The organism is Acinetobacter sp. IRS14 (genome assembly GCF_034650275.1).
GTDB lineage: Bacteria > Pseudomonadota > Gammaproteobacteria > Pseudomonadales > Moraxellaceae > Acinetobacter > Acinetobacter oleivorans.
This window is the reverse complement of sequence record NZ_JAOVFN010000007.1, coordinates 128,296-144,505: the sequence shown is the minus strand read 5'-3', so window position 1 is coordinate 144,505 and position 16,210 is coordinate 128,296. Positions and strand designations below refer to the sequence as shown.

The following is a 16,210-nucleotide window of genomic DNA, read 5'->3' as shown; positions in this document are numbered from 1 at the left end:
TAATGTAGCTTTAAAAGGGAAGGTGAAGTGAGAGGCTAAGCTTGAATGGGTGTTTAGTAAAAATAAATACTAAGCGCTTAAGTGTTTATGAGTTTCGCACCGGGCCAACGCTTTTCATTAATCATGTTGGTCACACAAGCACGAATCACCACTTTGGTGGCTAGAGTAGCAGGTGAGAGCTCTTCTTCAGACAGACTAATTAAATAGTTAATGCGTTCAATTGCAGGTTCTACAATCCGTAGCAAACATAGGTCTTGCCGCGAGTTTAGAGATGCACCCGCAGGCTGGATGGTTGCCATTTCCAGTTGGCTAATACTTTCCATTAATAAGTGCAGGCCATCAATTTCATAGGCCACTTTAAGCTGATGAATTTTCTGTTCGAGCAACAAACGTAGTCCATGTCGTTGGCTCGGTAAAATCAGCGGAAGTTCTTTAAGCTGTGAATGAGTAATCGTTTGAGTGTCGATACAACTTTCAAGGTGGTACTGACTCAGCACTTCTTTAGGCGAGATTAAAAACATCTGTTCTTTGACTAAAGGCTGTATGGCCCACTGTGGGTCGACATCGTCACTAAAGATGATCGCCACATCGAGCTGCCTTGCATTAACTAAGGCCTTGAGGTCACCCGATAAGCCTTCAATTAAACGGACTTTAATGTCGGGATAACGGTTTCTCATGAGTTTTAAAAAGTGCGTGCCTATAACCGACGCGACACTCGGCGAAAAACCGACGGTGACATGACCACTTAAACGTGAAGAGTGTGCAGAGTCTACGGCATGGTCTAAGTGCCTAAGCGCCAATTGAACCTGTTGAAAAAAAGCTAAACCCGCAGGGGTGGGAACCGTACCCAAAGCAGTACGTTGTAAAAGGCGAATAGAAAGCTCGCTTTCTAATTTTGAGATTTGCTGACTTAATGCAGAAGTTCCAATATCGAGATTTTTTGCAGCTTTACCCAAGCTTCCTGACTCGATCACCGCAATAAAATACTTTAATTGTTTGAGTTCCACGGCAAATACTACATTGTCCTTTATTGGTTATTCTACACTGGTTTATCGCTATACATTTTGTTCTATTACACTGAGTAAACTACTAACAGAGTAAAGGCAACATCACCTCAAGACGTTGCCTTTTAGAGCTTTTATTGTTTAACCTGCTCAAGACCCTGTTCTTCAATAATTTGTGTTGCTTGTGGTGACTTCACAAATTTGATGAGTTTTTTTGCGACTTTTTCATGTTCAGAGTTTTTACCAATGCCCGCTGCAAATACAGTGACTTTTTGATAAGGCGCAGGAATTGGACCGACTAAATCAACTTGACCATATTGGCCAGTAAAAGGTTTGATTTCACTAATTTGCTGGAAACCAATATCGAACTGACCTTCAGCAATACGTTTTGCAACGCGGTCACCGACCACTTTTTCTGCTTTACCAGAAATCACTTTGTACTCGACAGGTGGGAAGCTTGGGAAAACATCTTTTTCAAGATGCGTGCCGCTCGCACTTGCTGAATAACCAATGTGCTTAGCATTTAATAAAACTTTTTCGAATTTTGCCGCAGAGCTAATATCTGGTTTTGGTGCACCTTTAGGCACAGCCATACCAATGCTTGAATTGACTAAAGCACTTTGTGAACTTGGGTCTACATAACCTTTCTCTGCAAGCTTGTTCAGTTCAGGAGCAGCCAACACCACCACATCAAAACGTTCACCACGATCAAGTCGATTTGGAATTGCGGTTGGTGATGCGCCCATTGATGAACCAGACGAAAGGTGAACCGTGTGACCAGTTTGCTTTTCAAATATTGGAATGAGTTTTTCCATAGATGAATAGAAACCGCCTGAGCTAATCACTTCGAGTGTATCTGCGTTAGCAAGCGTTGAGCCTAAGCCTGCACCAGCTAAGCAAATGGTCATGAAGATAGGGGACTTTTTCATAGTATCTCGCTTTAATGATAGGAGAGCACAGTACGGCTGCAACATGCGCCGTACTGTTCATTAAAATTTCAGGTTAAGTAGTTATTGTTTTAAGCGCTAACCTTCGCAGGTTCAGCAATTGGGTCAGCATTCTTCTGCTTAGAACCACGGCATAAATACAAGCTTGAGATTAAGCTACATACCGCCGCTAACATCAGCCAGAATGCTGGTGTGCTTGCATTGCCTGTGTTTTCGACAAGGTATGTACAGGCCATTGGTGTCATACCACCAAAAATAGCGGCTGCAAGGCTGAACGCTAAAGAGAAGCCAACGGTACGTACACGTTTTGGCATCACTTCGGCAAGCGTTGCGACCATGGTGCCGTTGTACATACCAAAGAAGAACGAGAAGTAAGCAAGCGTAATAATCAGATTGGTGAAACTAATGTCACTCACCAACCAGCTTAAAACTGGATAAGTTGTAAAGATGGCAAGGGTTGTAATGCCGACTAAAACTGGGCGACGACCAATTTTGTCTGAAAGTAAGCCACCCATTGGTAACCAGAAGAAATTTGATAAACCCACAAATACGGTTGCTAAAAGACTATCCGTTACCGACATTTCTAGAGTACGTTTTGCATACACAGTGGTGTAAACCGTAATGAAATAGAATGTGGTTGTGGTCATGGCACTCATCATCATGCCCGCAAGTACGATGCGCCAGTTGCTCGCAAGCGTGCTGAAAATTTCTTTGGTTGATGGATGAGTTTTTTGCGCTTTAAAGTCTTCAGTTTCTTCTAACGTGCGGCGGAACAAGAAGATTAAAGGAATAATCAAACAACCAATTAAGAACGGAATACGCCAGCCCCATTCACCCACTTGAGCATGAGTTAAAATGGTGTTGAGCCAGTAGCCAAGTAATGCTGCAAATACCACCGCAATTTGTTGGCTGCCAGATTGCCAGCTTGTGATAAACCCACGGTTTTTATCTGTTGCAATTTCAGCGAGATAAATCGATACACCACCAGATTCAACACCTGCCGAGAAGCCTTGTAATAGACGTCCAATCACCACCAAAATTGGGGCAAGAATACCAATCGTCTCATAACCTGGTACAAAGGTAATTAAGATGGTTCCGATTGCCATGAGGCTTAAAGTCACAATAAGACCTTTACGTCGACCAACTCTGTCGACATAAGCGCCCAAGAAAATAGCGCCGAGAGGACGCATAAGAAAGCCCGCAGCAAACACGGTAAATGTCATCATTAAAGAGACATATTCATTTTCAGAGTGGAAAAATTTTGCTGCGATATAAGTGGCATAGAAACCAAAAAGAAAAAAATCGTACTGTTCTAAAAAGTTGCCACTCGTTACATTTAATATTTTTTTAAAAGTAGCCCTACGGTTATTCACGACATCCATTGGAGACCTCCTTGGCCTGACAAAATGGAAACATTCACGATCTTCAATAGAGGACTTTAAATCGACTCATTCAATAAACCTAAATAGCACATGGGTTAGAGATGAGATTTAAAGGTGTCCTTCGTAGAAAATGTGATGCCTTGTTTCCAGTTCAAACTACACATCTATAAGTCGATAAACAGAAATTCACTTATCATTCAGATGAAAATGTAATCTCAAACAGCAGGAGGGAGTGAGAGGGCAAAATTAATTAGGTATTTAATAAAATTAATGACCCTTTATAAAATAATTTCAGAACACGGCCATATTTGGTTTTGAATCAACTCTTTCACACAGGCTTTAATTGCCGATTTTGCAGCCAGTGCAGCAGGTGATAATTCTTCTTCGGCAAGGCTCACCAAGTAATTGATTCGCTCAACTTCAGGATCAATCAATTTTAGTAATTGAAGTTTATGTTTGTATTCTTGCAGGCAGGCACTTCCAGGGCGAACACTTGCAAGGTCAAGGTGAATTAGACTGTCCATCAGTAAGTGTAGACCATCAATTTCATAGACAACATTAAGCTGCCCAATCTTATGCTCAAGCAATTTTCTTAAGCTATGACGCTGCCGTGGCAACACTAAAGGAATATCGCCAATTTGCTGCGACTGAATAATTCCACTTTTGATACAGTCGGCAAGACCGTATTTTTCAAGCACTTCTTTGCGTGCCATCAAATACATTTGTTCACGTACCAAAGGTTGTATCGACCACTGTTTATCAATTTCATTGGTAAAAATAATGGCAATATCAAGCTGACGCGAATTAATCGACTGAATTAGATTACCCGACAGAGTTTCCACAATTTCTAGACGAATGTCTGGGTAGCGCTCAGACATTAGTTTCATTAAAGGGATGCCAATTAAAGCGGTAATGGTCGGTGGAAAACCAAGGCTGACATGACCTGAAAGCCGTGCTGAATGCGCCGCGTCTATTGCAAAGTTAACTTGACGCAAAATAAGTTGAGAGTGTTTTAAAAAGGCCAGACCCGCGGGTGTAGGAGTGACGCCAAAAGCATTACGCTGTAATAAGCGAATGCTTAGCTCTTGTTCTAGCTTACTAATTTGCTGACTAATGGCCGAAGCGCCGACATCGAGTTTTTGGGCAGCTTTACCAATACTGCCTGCTTCAACCACCGTCAAAAAATATTTTATTTGCTTGATTTCCATAATAAATGTATTCGCTCATCATCCTTGATTTATATAAATATGAAGGATTGGAAAATCTATCATGCGTTTTAATATTAACAGCAAAAAATATAAAAGGTTCTTAAAAATTAAATAGCTCTCTTGGAAAAGTCTTATAAAAAGCCTTTTTAAAAGTACAAACCATATATAAACATAAGCAACTTATTTTTCCATAAAATGAGCTTTTTACTGAAACTTAGTAAAAAGCAGAATCACACCTAAAACACATAAAATTGAACCAATCACCTTATTAATTTTCACTTGTTTAGCTAACATTTTCTGTCTCAACAGCATTGATGAGAACAGTACAGCCACCAGTGAAAACCATACAAAATGGGCAAAAGACATAAAAAAGCCATAAGCTAAAAGAATGGTTTTAGGCGTGGTTAAGCTCACAATTTGGGTATAGGTACTAATCACAAATAGTGTGGTTTTAGGGTTGAGGGCATTGGTAAAAAAGCCGTATTTTATTGCTTGAAAAGTACCTATAGACGTTAAGGCAGCATAGTCTAAAACAGGTTTTTGAGTAAAGGTTTTATAGCCAATATAGATCAGGTAAAGCGCGCCAATGTATTTAACAATATTCAAAATTTGCGGCGTATAAGTCATCACAAAGGCAACGGCGACTAACGTATAGGTCACATGCACCAACACGCCAAGCGATATTCCGAGTGAAGTCAACACACCTATTTTTCTGCCGTAAAGATAACTATTTTTGGTCACAATCGCGAAGTCAGCGCCAGGGCTAACCACCGCCAAAATCGTAATTAAAATAACCGCAATAAACTCTGCCATTATCTTGTGCCCTCACTGAAAACGAGGGAGTTCATCTGTACTTTTTGGAATGCATGTAAGAGAGCGAAAACACTACTTAAAATTGCTATTCTTTTTGCAAGAAATGCGGGGGCTTCGGGTTTTCGAAGATAGATATCGATATTCAATATATTTTTCATCATCTAAAATAGGTTTTAATAAAGATGATTTTTATTTTGAACAGAAACCTAGAAATAAAAATCGATAAAAACGACTACACATTTATGAGTTTTTGGAATGAGTGAAAGAATATCGCTGAATTCATTAAAATTTTTCTATTTTGTGGCGAAGTATGGCAGCGTCACTTTAGCTGCAAAGAAATTATTTGTGACGCAAAGTGCGGTCAGTAAACAGATTTATAATTTAGAAGAAGCTTTAAATACGACTTTGTTCGACCGAAAAAATAAAACTCTTGTGATGACTGAGCAGGGTGAAATTTTACTAAGTTGTTGCCATCAGGTTTTTGGTCAACTCGATGAATGTTTAATAGAACTCAGCCAGCCTAAAACTCACAACAAGCAACTGGTTTTATCGTGTGAACCGACTCTTTCAATGAAATGGCTCATTCCGCGGTTATCAAAATTTAAAAAGCTCGGTCATGATTTTGAGATTGTGCTACTTACCGCAGGCGGCGTGGTCGATTTTGAAAAAGATAATATTGATATCGCAATTCGCAGAAATGACTTTGATTGGGGAGAGCATATCTATAGCGAAAAAATTGCCGATGAATATATCGCTCTAGTTCAAGCAACCAAGCCATCGGAAACCAAAGACGTACTCATCTCGACCTCTAGACCCAATTTTTTCAAAAGCATGAGTCGCATTGCTGAGTTAAAGCAGAGTTTAAAAGGCTACGTTAAAGTCGAACTCGAACATTTTTATCTATGTTTAGAAGGCTGTTTGGCGGGGCTTGGGGCAACGGTCATCTCAATTTATATGATTGAAAAAGAGCTTGAGTGGAACTTACTGAAAAAAATTTCACCTGTTGTGCAAGATAATTCAGCCTATTTTTTACTTTCTCATAGTGCTTTTGAGGAAGATTCACGTAAAACCATTTTTTTAGAATGGCTAAAAGCAGAGATGAATGAAAGTCAGCACAAATTACTTTAAATCTAAGCATTTTCTTAAAGATTTTATTGATTAAATTATTGAAAATAATAATAAATATTTAAATTTTTAAAGGTGATTTGTGAGCGCCGTATATTGAATTTCTGCTGTCTAAAATTCCCAAAGATGAAAAATACTTAACTTCATACTTATTTATTAAACCCTAAACATGAATTTCACTCAGTTTGTAATGAGACTAAATCATTTTTATTCATGTTCTGATTGCGGTATAAATCTATTCACGCTCTGAAGCGTTCCAGTAATTCACTTTTGATAAGACCATAAGGCACAAATCTGACAAGGCTGGAAAGTTTAAAAAGAGCTCGAAATATTTTTAGGTTTATCTCAGAAATTAGGGTACTGATCAAAATGAGTAAAGAATTTACATTTACGATTAAGAGTATTTGTTTCGATGAAAACTATCGTCCAGCAGACAATACGCGTATTACAACCAACTTTGCTAACTTAGCGAGAGGGATGAGCCGTGAAGAGAATCTGCGCAACACCTTACAGATGATCGACAATCGTTTTAATGCCTTAGCTCATTGGGACAACCCTAAAGGTGACCGCTACGGCGTTGAACTTGAAATTATTTCAGTTGAAATGAATATTGATGCCGAAAACCGTGCAAGCGGGCTTCCTTTAATCGAAATATTGAAAACCAATATTGTTGATAAAAAGACCAATGAACGTATTGAAGGCATTGTAGGCAATAACTTCTCGTCTTATGTACGTGACTATGACTTTAGTGTGCTGTTGTTAGATCACAACAAAAACAAGTCTACTTTTAGCACGCCAGAAAAGTTTGGTGAATTGCACGGTAACTTGTTTAAGAGCTTTATTAACTCTGAAACTTATAAAGCCAACTTTAAAAAGGCGCCTGTGATTTGCTTAAGCGTTTCGACAACTAAAGAGTACCACCGTACTGAAAACGAACATCCAGTTTTAGGTGTGGAATATAAGCAAGAAGACTATTCACTCACTGATGAATATTTCCAAAAAATGGGCTTAAAAGTTCGCTATTTCATGCCGAAAAACAGTGCTGCACCTTTGGCGTTCTATTTTACTGGTGATTTGCTGAGTGATTACACCAACCTTGAGTTGATCAGCACTATCAGCACCATGGAATCGTTCCAAAAGATTTACCGCCCTGAAATTTACAATGCAAATTCAGTTGCTGGACAGTCTTATCAGCCAAGCTTGAAGAACCAAGATTACTCACTTACTCGAATTGTGTATGACCGTGAAGAACGTAGCCGCCTCGCTATTGAGCAAGGGAAGTTTGTTGAAGAGCAATTTATCAAACCATACCAAGCGATTCTTGAGCAGTGGTCTGCTAATTACACTCTTAACTAATCAACATATAGGTCATTGATCATGAAAAAATTATTACCAACTTCAACTGCTGGCAGCTTACCTAAACCGTCTTGGCTTGCAGAACCTGAAAAGCTTTGGTCGCCTTGGAAACTCGAAAACGAAGGTCTACTTGAAGGTAAAAAAGACGCGTTACGTTTAGCGTTGCACGAACAGCGCCTTGCTGGCATCGACATTGTGAGCGATGGTGAACAAACCCGCCAACACTTTGTGACCACGTTTATTGAACATTTAAATGGTGTAGATTTTGAGAAGCGTGAAACAGTTCGAATTCGTGACCGTTACGATGCAAGTGTGCCATCTGTTGTAGGTGCGGTGTCTCGTCAAAAGCCTGTGTTTGTTGAAGATGCTAAGTTTTTACGTCAGCAAACTGATCAACCAATTAAGTGGGCATTACCTGGCCCAATGACCATGATTGATACGCTTTACGATGGTCACTACAAGAGCCGTGAAAAACTTGCTTGGGAATTTGCAAAAATTTTGAACCAAGAAGCGCGTGAGTTAGAAGCTGCTGGTGTAGACATCATTCAGTTTGACGAACCAGCATTCAACGTATTCTTTGATGAAGTAAATGATTGGGGCGTTGCGACCTTAGAGCGTGCAATTGAAGGTCTTAAGTGTGAAACTGCGGTCCACATTTGCTATGGTTACGGCATTAAAGCTAACACTGACTGGAAAAAGACATTAGGTTCGGAATGGCGCCAATACGAAGAAGCTTTCCCGAAACTGCAAAAATCTAACATCGATATTATCTCGTTAGAATGTCACAACTCACATGTGCCTATCGATTTACTCGAACTCATTCGCGGTAAAAAAGTGATGGTCGGCGCAATTGATGTTGCATCTAACCAAATTGAAACTCCAGAAGAAGTGGCGAACACACTTCGTAAAGCGCTTCAGTTTGTAGATGCTGACAAGCTTTACCCTTGCACAAACTGCGGTATGGCGCCTCTTTCACGTGAAGTGGCACGTGGCAAGTTAAATGCCTTAACTGCAGGTGCAGAAATCGTTCGCAGAGAACTTACTGGTTTTGATCTTACTGCTTAATATTTACCAATAAGTGGTATAAAGGGTTACTTTTTTGATGGCAGTTGATAATCAAACAAGTAACCCTCATTTTACTTACTACATGTAGTTCTAATCAGGACTCATGTTGATAAAGTACCTTCCTGATGGAGTTGGGCGGTATAGCAAACGCTCAGGACAAGGTACGATTCAATTTAGGAATAATGTCATGGTTCAAGCAACAGACTTTAGAAATGCAATGTCTTTACTCACAAGTGCGGTTAGTGTTGTGACTACGGCAGGCATGTCTGGCCGTTTTGGATTTACTGCCTCTGCTGTTTGTAGTGTGACTGACACACCTCCGACATTATTGGTGTGTATGAACCAATCTGCGAGTTCACATGCACATTTCCTAGATAACAAAATCTTAACTGTGAATGTTTTAGGCGCACACCACGAACATATTTCAAAAGCATTTTCGTCTAAGCTCACACCAGAAGAACGCTTTAAACATGGCGAATGGATTGAGTTAGAAACAGGTTCACCTGTGTTAGACGATGCTTTGGTCAGTTTCGATTGCGAGATTGAGCAAATTCAACAAGTCGGCACACATACCATTCTTATTTGTCCGATTGTTGCGATTAAACAAAGCCAGCATGACCAAAGCTTGGTTTATTTTAATCGTGCTTATCACCAAGTGGGGCAGGTAGACGTAGTTTAGAACTTATTCGTATCGATTTGATTCATTATTCTTTTCTATCTTCCATACGCTTTTTAAATTGATGTGGGGTTTCCCCAAACAATTTTCTAAACGCTCGAATAAAGTTAGTCGTTTCGTTGTAGCCAACCAAATTTGCGACATCTTGAACATCATATTGCTCTAACTGAAGTAATTCCTTAGCTTTTTTAAAACGAACTTCTGCAAGTATGGTTGAAAAGTTAGTCCCTTGCTGTTGCAAATGTCGGGTTAAGCTCCGTTCTGACATATTTAAGCATTTGGCAATGGTCGCAAAAGATGGAAAAGTATTTCCGGCTTTGTAAGTTAATTCAGCACGTATATTTTTTTGGATATCGCGAAAAACATTTCCTGTCACTTTAGCTTTGTCATTTTCGCAATACTGTATGGCTTGCTCATAGGCGATATGATCGGCCTGTGGATTTTTGTGAGTCAGGTATTTTTTAGGGAACCGTATACTATTTCGTAGGCAATTAAAATGAACAGGAATAGAGGATTTGCTGTCTGTTTCACGGATTGGTAGTGGTGCCCAATCAACAAAAATCTCACATTCTGATTCAAAACTTTCTGCAAGTGTGCCTAAAAAATGTATTATCCCATATAGTAAAGACTCTATTAGAAAACATCTCAATTGATGCGACTGCATTTCCTCACCCATTTCAATTGGGTGTAGATCATCTAAATAGATATAGACATAGTGGTTGTCAGCATTCCAGCTGGGAGAAAAACTTTGGATTCGCGTACAAAAGTATGTTGTCATGAGATTCAAAACAGTCTCAATATCTGCACAACTTAAAAATGCAAAACCTAACGCACCATGAGACGTTGGTCTCAGGCGAGAACCATATTCAATACCAAGATGAGGATTGTTGGTTAACCGTAGGGCATTTAATACGAGCTTTACCCACTCTATAGCACTCATTTTAGCTTCAGGCTGTCTTAGCCTTTCTACCGTGAGTCCAGTATTTTCAAGCACTTGCTCTGATGTTAAATCACATTCGGAAGTAATTTCCAATAATAATAGCGCATAAGAGATCGAAACTTTCTGCTGAAATAGACCAAATGGATCTTTCATAGGCAGTACTATGGCGTGAAATGATCATTATTATGGCGGAAAATAACCTTTAAACCAAGTTCCATATTTCCAATAATTAATTCAACACGTTTATGTTTGGATGTACTGGCATGCTATGCAGCATCTAAATAAGAACTTTATGTGAATATTTGCACTTCAATTTTATTAATGCCATTCAAAATCCTTAATTGGAAAGATGCTGTGTAAATAATTTAAAAAGTGTTGATGGGATATGTCACCTTAATTTTTAGAAAATGAACAGGATATAAAATGGCTTTGAATATGATTACCTGTCCATGTCATAGCACTGAACTTGATATTTGTACGCCAGTTTTAATGCGTTTTATCTGCCATTGCACTATCTGCCAACAAATTTATAAAACACCTTATGCAGATGTTAGTGTTGTGTTTAAAAAAGATATTGCCAAGCATGCTCAAGCCAATCTTGAGTTTAAAAAATATCGTCGGCCACCAGCGTTAGAACGTGGATTTTGCATATCTTGTTTCAATCCTGTCTTTTCATATTTAAAAACATATACATCTTATGATTTGGCGTTTATACCAAGCAAAAACTTTAAAGATCAAACTGCATTACCTAAACCGATATTACATATGTTTTATAACCGTGCAGTTAGTCAAATGAATGATCAGTTACCCAAATATAGAGGCTATGTGGCAAGCCAATTTGGTTTTACCAAACATTTATTATCAAAACTTTTGGCTATTTAAAAAATGGTGCAGAAGTTTAAGCCATATTGTGTATTTAGCCTGTTTTTGAAATAGAAAGAGGAACAAAAGAAAATGAGGGAAAATAAAGTGAATAGCCTCAGCCAAAATATGCATTCTACCTACAATGCTGATATTCCATTGCCACAGCGTATAGCTGCTGCTATTGAATTGATAAACCATCCCATTCGAGATACGGTTTATCCCTTTGCGGACCTTGATGTGCAGCAAATTAATACTCTATTTGAAACATGGGATAGTGTGGGTGATCCTTTAGCTGAAAACTTGATAGCCGAGTTACGTAAGCACAAGAGGATGACTAAAAACTTGTTTCAAGCTGCCAGAGCGTTAGAAGCAGAAGATAATCAGGCCGCAGTTCTATTTTTTAAAGATGTTGAAACAGTACCTGAATGGTTTGATTTTGAAGAAACCAAAGCAAGTGCAGAAATGTCTGGTCGTAATATATTAGGCTTTATATTTGGGTTGCATTCAGCGCTCCCATATACTGCGGTTGATGGCAATATTCCAAGTGTCTTTTTTGCCACAGGTCGTATGAACAAGAAAGGTGATTTTGTTCGACGAATTTGGGAAACTGCTGCTGGTTTTATTGGCGTAATTGATATTGAAGGAATGAAGCCTGGAGGAAAACAGTGGGAGATGTGGGTTCGCATTCGCTTGATGCATAGTATGGTGCGTTTGGGATTAGGTGTGAGTAATAAATGGGTTGGCGTGCGCAAAGGTGTGCCAATATCTGTTACAGGCGCTATTGCTGGAGTCTATGTCATGGGGCGTTTACGTTCTAAGGTTATGCGTGCATTTGGTTATGTGACTAAAGAGGAACTCAATAGTTCTATACGTATTTGGCAATGGGTTGGAAAAATTTTAGGCGTGCCACAAGAGTTTTTTCTGCAAGATTTTCAACAAATCAAAAGATTGGATCAACTCGGATTTAATTTTTTTTATAGTCCAACTCAACTATCGCAAGACTTTGCAAATGAAGTCTATGCTGGGCTTGAGGATGTTACTAAAGGTTTTATACCTAAAAGTGTGAATGCGGCAATTGGTCGATATTCATTGTCTCCACAATGTGTATTGAGTCCAAAAAATGGCCATGTTGCTAATGATCTAAAAATACCTAAAAACATAGTTTTGGATTTAGCGATTACTAGTTTAGCAACAGTGAGTAGAACAGCTAGTCAAATTAATCGTGTTCCATTTGTAGGTCGAATAAATGCACATATTGGTCAAAAGGTTCTCAATAAAGCGCTTGAGATTGGCTTAAATGGTTTACATGCAGAGTTCTCGACAAAAATGAACAATGGATCGACTTGTCCCGTTTAGGAGATAGTACTGAGCAAAAGAGGTTTTTCTGACATTGTCTAGCTCAGATTATTTTGTTTCTTTCCCTTTATGGTAGGATGAGTGTCAGTTCGTTAACTCTTTTCATCCTACTCCATATCTTTGAAGTATTTAAAAATACAATTAAATATAATATTTAAAATAATAATTAAGTTAATCTAATGAAAAATAATAATAAATTTAAATACTTGTCATAAAAGCTACATTGACACCTCTAAACTCTCAGATTATCCTTTGCCTGCTGGCCACATTGCCAGCCGGCTTTGACAGGCTGTTTTTTCGAGTACATTGAAAAGACTTGTTTTTTTTGATGTATACCCACTCGTCTCCCTTTTTGTAGCGGTAGGACGGAAGGGGGACGCCTTCGTGCGTGCTGGGTTCTCGAAAACCAGTCTGTCAACCCTCTTTCGTTCTGCCACCATAATTCCAAATGAATGCTTTGGCAGAACTCCCAAAATCAGGAGTTGGCTATGTACATCCATCATTTCTTGGCATTCATTGTCAAAAGCTATAACGACACAGCTTAAAAATATACAGCAGCTTGAATGCCGTAGGGTTTTCAGGCTTTAAGTCATTTTTACTTAAAACTTAGCAACAACAGAATTGAGATGAGCCAAGCACCGTCTTGCGGCTTTGCTGTGCCTTTTTTTCTCCCAGAAAGGGCACAGACTTTTTATCTCAGCCAGACATAACAACCTATTTTTATAATGGTAAAACTATGCCAACTTTAGAAAAGGCTTCAAAAAAATTAAAAGTTATTCATAGCGCAGTAGATCTATTTAATCACTATGGATTTCATAACACGGGCGTAGACCTGATTGCCAAAGAAACTAAAATTCCAAAAGCCACGCTTTATAACTACTTTCACTCAAAAGAAAAGCTCGTTGAAACCTGCATAAGCTTTCAAAAAAGCCGATTGAAAGAAGAGGTGCTGGCAATTGTCTACTCACACCGCTACTCAAAACCAACCGATAAACTCAAAGAAATTGTCCGTTTACATGTCGAGATAAATAGCCTTTACCACCTTTTGTTTAAAGCCATTTTTGAAATAAAACAGCTTTACCCAACGGCTTACCGCATGGCAGTTGAATATCGAAAATGGCTACTTCGAGAGCTTTTTGATCTGGTTTTTAGTCTGCAAAACAAAGCATTTAATCCCGATGCCAACATGGTTTTAAACCTGATTGATGGTTTGATGCTACAAGTTTTAAGCTCAAACAGTGTGGATGAAAGGGATGTGGTGTTGGAGAGGTTTTGGGGGAGGGGGAAATAATAAAAGTGTTTTAATAATAGTGTTAGTTATTTAAACTTAAAGCTTAATAAATCATATGAAGCAAAATAATTTTTTTAAAGTGTTGGGTAGTATTCCTTTTATTAAAAATATATTGAAACTTAATAAACTAATTTGGAAATAATGCAAACTAATTAAAAGTAATTTGTTCTCATAATCGCTTAGTAGATTTTTGATAAAACTGAATTTTTCTTTCCCATAATTTTTTAGCTTGATAAAAGAGATATTTATAATATATTAACTCAGCAAAAAAAAATTGCTTAGAAAAAATAATGTTACTTTAAATTTATATTAAAGGGGTTTTTATGACAACATCAGATAAAATTTTAGATGGATATGATAAGGTCAGTACAGCTAATGATCTAATTGATCAGGCAAAAACTTTAAATGATTTTAAAAATGATTTAGATAAGGGCCCACCAAAAACACCTGAAGATGCTGGGAATACTATAGGTTTATTAATTCCTTTAATTCCTGGTTTAGGAGGGCTTGATGGAGATGTTGCACAAAAATGGGGAGAAAATGCTGCTAGAAATATTGATCCTAGAAACAGAGTAGATAGAGCAGTTGAACAGGCATTGTCTGGTGGTGATGGGAAATATCATTATGTTGACCCATTAATACTAGACTTGAATGGAAATGGAATTGAAACAAATGGCCTAGAAGGAGGGGTACAATTTGAATTAAATACATCTGGTCTTCAAGTTAAAACAGGATGGGTATCTTCTAACGATGGCTTATTAGTATGGGATAGAAATAATGATGGACATATTAATGATGCTTCAGAATTATTTGGTAACCATGTTTTAATGAATGATGGGTCGATTAGCCAAAATGGTTTTGCTGCACTCAGTGATTTAGATACTAATAAGGATAATTTTGTCAGTAGTGATGATGAAGCTTTTAAAAATCTAAGAGTATGGAGAGACCTTAATCAGGATGGAATTAGCCAAGAAAATGAGCTTTTCACATTAAATGATTTAGATATTAAATTACTTAACTTAAATTATTCAGAGGTAAATACAAATCTTGATAATGGGAATATTATTTCTCAAATAGGTGCTTATGAGAAAAATGATGGTTCTTCTCATGTTATGGGGGACGTGAATTTTGCGATTGATATCACTCAAACCAATAGAGAAGATACTAATCTGAAAGATTTAAACCTTACTGATCTTATTCTTTTTGGTAGAGGTAGAGTTTCAGATTTACAAATGGCTGCCAAAGGATCGGGGGAACTCAGAAATATAATAGAAGATTATAAGAAATTAACGAGTATTGCTGATAGGGAAGCTATGCTTGATAAATTAATAATTCAGTGGGCAAAAACAGATCCTTATTATTCAGAAGATATAAATTTAGAAGGCAGATGGATATTGTCAGCAAACGAAGGGGTTGCAATAAGACGTCCAAGTAGTAGTGGTAATGTAGTTGTGGAAGTACTCTTATCTACGTTTAGTGATTTGCCACTAAATATACAGCATAAGTTTGAACTAATTAAGCCTTATCTAGCGGCACTCAATTCTTTTACTGGTAAAAATATAACTACTCTATATTTTAATGGAAAAGATTATTCTGGAGTGAGTGCTGAGAGTGTTATTGATAAAATGGTTGATGCCTTTGCTATTTTAAAAGGATTAATCTTTAAAGAATTATATTCACAAACTATATTTTTAGACCAATTTGGTGAAGATATCTATGGTTCTGTGACAGAACCTTCAAAAGTTTTTCTAGATATCCCTAAAATTTTTTCTAAATTAGATACTTTATCTACTATTAATGAAGGTGAAGCATTTAAAAATCTTTTCTTATTGTTAAATCATCTTAAAGAGTATGGATCAAAAATTCAGATTATAAATATTGATTATTTAGAATCTTTATTTAATCACTATGTGGTTGATTTAGGAGCTATTAAAGTTAATTCATGGTTTGATGAACTAAACCAATATGGGTATGCTAATTCGAAAGCATTCATTGGTACTGATACTAATGATGTAATAGAGAATACAGATAAAAATAGCGAGGGTTATCTTTACGGTAATGAGGGTGATGATCAGCTTTATGGCAACATAAATAACGACACACTTGTAGGAGGATTAGGGAATGACAAGTTATATGGGCGTGGAGGGAACGATACACTTGAAGGTGGAGATGGCGACGACAAA

13 protein-coding genes and 1 pseudogene are annotated in these 16,210 nt (G+C 37.8%); 8 read left to right on the top strand and 6 right to left on the bottom strand.

The genetic code is table 11. The features are described from left to right. Positions 1-77 precede the first annotated feature (77 nt). The 5 genes from ODQ17_RS09260 to ODQ17_RS09240 all read right to left on the bottom strand — a co-directional run bounded on the left by ODQ17_RS09260 (position 78) and on the right by ODQ17_RS09240 (position 5,354). Complete coding sequence (locus ODQ17_RS09260) at positions 78-1,007, bottom strand: LysR family transcriptional regulator (protein WP_322903097.1); 930 nt, start codon at positions 1,005-1,007, stop codon at positions 78-80. 131 nt (positions 1,008-1,138) lie between these two features. Further along, a complete protein-coding gene (locus tag ODQ17_RS09255; RefSeq protein ID WP_322903095.1) occupies positions 1,139-1,933 on the bottom strand; it encodes a substrate-binding domain-containing protein in 795 nt (264 codons plus the stop codon). An 89-nt stretch (positions 1,934-2,022) separates the two neighbouring features. Beyond that, positions 2,023-3,333, bottom strand: coding sequence for an MFS transporter (locus ODQ17_RS09250; protein WP_005302914.1), 1,311 nt, complete (start codon positions 3,331-3,333; stop codon positions 2,023-2,025). 278 nt (positions 3,334-3,611) lie between these two features. Further along, positions 3,612-4,541, bottom strand: coding sequence for a LysR family transcriptional regulator (locus ODQ17_RS09245; protein WP_005302915.1), 930 nt, complete (start codon positions 4,539-4,541; stop codon positions 3,612-3,614). 204 nt (positions 4,542-4,745) lie between these two features. Next, positions 4,746-5,354: a LysE family translocator gene (locus ODQ17_RS09240; RefSeq protein ID WP_322903092.1), complete on the bottom strand. Its 609-nt coding sequence runs from the start codon at positions 5,352-5,354 to the stop codon at positions 4,746-4,748. A gap of 255 nt (positions 5,355-5,609) precedes the next feature. Here ODQ17_RS09240 and ODQ17_RS09235 point away from each other — a divergent pair, with 255 nt between their 5' ends. The 4 genes from ODQ17_RS09235 (at position 5,610) to ODQ17_RS09220 (ending at position 9,579) form a co-directional block, all read left to right on the top strand. Then, entirely contained in the window at positions 5,610-6,482 is an 873-nt protein-coding gene (locus tag ODQ17_RS09235) for a LysR family transcriptional regulator (protein ID WP_322903090.1), read from the top strand. A 366-nt stretch (positions 6,483-6,848) separates the two neighbouring features. Then, positions 6,849-7,835, top strand: coding sequence for a DUF1852 domain-containing protein (locus tag ODQ17_RS09230; RefSeq protein ID WP_322903088.1), 987 nt, complete (start codon positions 6,849-6,851; stop codon positions 7,833-7,835). Between the two features lie 21 nt (positions 7,836-7,856). Further along, positions 7,857-8,900 carry a methionine synthase gene (locus ODQ17_RS09225; RefSeq protein ID WP_004703605.1) on the top strand — a complete coding sequence of 348 codons (1,044 nt, stop codon included), beginning with the start codon at positions 7,857-7,859 and terminating at the stop codon, positions 8,898-8,900. Positions 8,901-9,087: 187 nt separating this feature from the next. Beyond that, positions 9,088-9,579: a flavin reductase gene (locus ODQ17_RS09220; RefSeq protein ID WP_252060430.1), complete on the top strand. Its 492-nt coding sequence runs from the start codon at positions 9,088-9,090 to the stop codon at positions 9,577-9,579. Positions 9,580-9,604: 25 nt separating this feature from the next. On the opposite strand, the gene ODQ17_RS09215 is transcribed toward ODQ17_RS09220, so the two are convergent. Next, positions 9,605-10,669 (bottom strand): AraC family transcriptional regulator, encoded by a 1,065-nt coding sequence (locus tag ODQ17_RS09215; RefSeq protein ID WP_322903086.1) that lies wholly within the window; start codon positions 10,667-10,669, stop codon positions 9,605-9,607. Positions 10,670-10,939: 270 nt separating this feature from the next. On the opposite strand from ODQ17_RS09215, the gene ODQ17_RS09210 reads away from it, so the two are divergent. The 4 genes and pseudogenes from ODQ17_RS09210 to ODQ17_RS09195 all read left to right on the top strand — a co-directional run. After that, on the top strand, positions 10,940-11,398 hold the full coding sequence (locus ODQ17_RS09210) for a GFA family protein (protein ID WP_322903084.1): 459 nt from the start codon (positions 10,940-10,942) through the stop codon (positions 11,396-11,398). Positions 11,399-11,485: 87 nt separating this feature from the next. Further along, on the top strand, positions 11,486-12,736 hold the full coding sequence (locus ODQ17_RS09205) for a hypothetical protein (protein ID WP_322903081.1): 1,251 nt from the start codon (positions 11,486-11,488) through the stop codon (positions 12,734-12,736). Positions 12,737-13,472: 736 nt separating this feature from the next. Continuing rightward, a complete protein-coding gene (locus ODQ17_RS09200) occupies positions 13,473-14,027 on the top strand; it encodes a TetR/AcrR family transcriptional regulator (protein ID WP_322903079.1) in 555 nt (184 codons plus the stop codon). Positions 14,028-14,350: 323 nt separating this feature from the next. Then, positions 14,351-16,210, top strand: a pseudogene (locus ODQ17_RS09195) (hypothetical protein); the annotation flags it as partial.

Bases quoted from the DNA above. Each gene is read 5' to 3' on its own strand.
- ODQ17_RS09245 (WP_005302915.1), bottom strand. From the start codon at position 4,541: ATGGAAATCAAGCAAATAAAATATTTTTTGACGGTGGTTGAAGCAGGC.
- ODQ17_RS09220 (WP_252060430.1), top strand. From the start codon at position 9,088: ATGGTTCAAGCAACAGACTTTAGAAATGCAATGTCTTTACTCACAAGT.
- ODQ17_RS09225 (WP_004703605.1), top strand. From the start codon at position 7,857: ATGAAAAAATTATTACCAACTTCAACTGCTGGCAGCTTACCTAAACCG.
- ODQ17_RS09230 (WP_322903088.1), top strand. From the start codon at position 6,849: ATGAGTAAAGAATTTACATTTACGATTAAGAGTATTTGTTTCGATGAA.
- ODQ17_RS09235 (WP_322903090.1), top strand. From the start codon at position 5,610: ATGAGTGAAAGAATATCGCTGAATTCATTAAAATTTTTCTATTTTGTG.
- ODQ17_RS09200 (WP_322903079.1), top strand. From the start codon at position 13,473: ATGCCAACTTTAGAAAAGGCTTCAAAAAAATTAAAAGTTATTCATAGC.
- ODQ17_RS09210 (WP_322903084.1), top strand. From the start codon at position 10,940: ATGGCTTTGAATATGATTACCTGTCCATGTCATAGCACTGAACTTGAT.
- ODQ17_RS09250 (WP_005302914.1), bottom strand. From the start codon at position 3,333: ATGGATGTCGTGAATAACCGTAGGGCTACTTTTAAAAAAATATTAAAT.
- ODQ17_RS09215 (WP_322903086.1), bottom strand. From the start codon at position 10,669: ATGAAAGATCCATTTGGTCTATTTCAGCAGAAAGTTTCGATCTCTTAT.
- ODQ17_RS09255 (WP_322903095.1), bottom strand. From the start codon at position 1,933: ATGAAAAAGTCCCCTATCTTCATGACCATTTGCTTAGCTGGTGCAGGC.
- ODQ17_RS09240 (WP_322903092.1), bottom strand. From the start codon at position 5,354: ATGGCAGAGTTTATTGCGGTTATTTTAATTACGATTTTGGCGGTGGTT.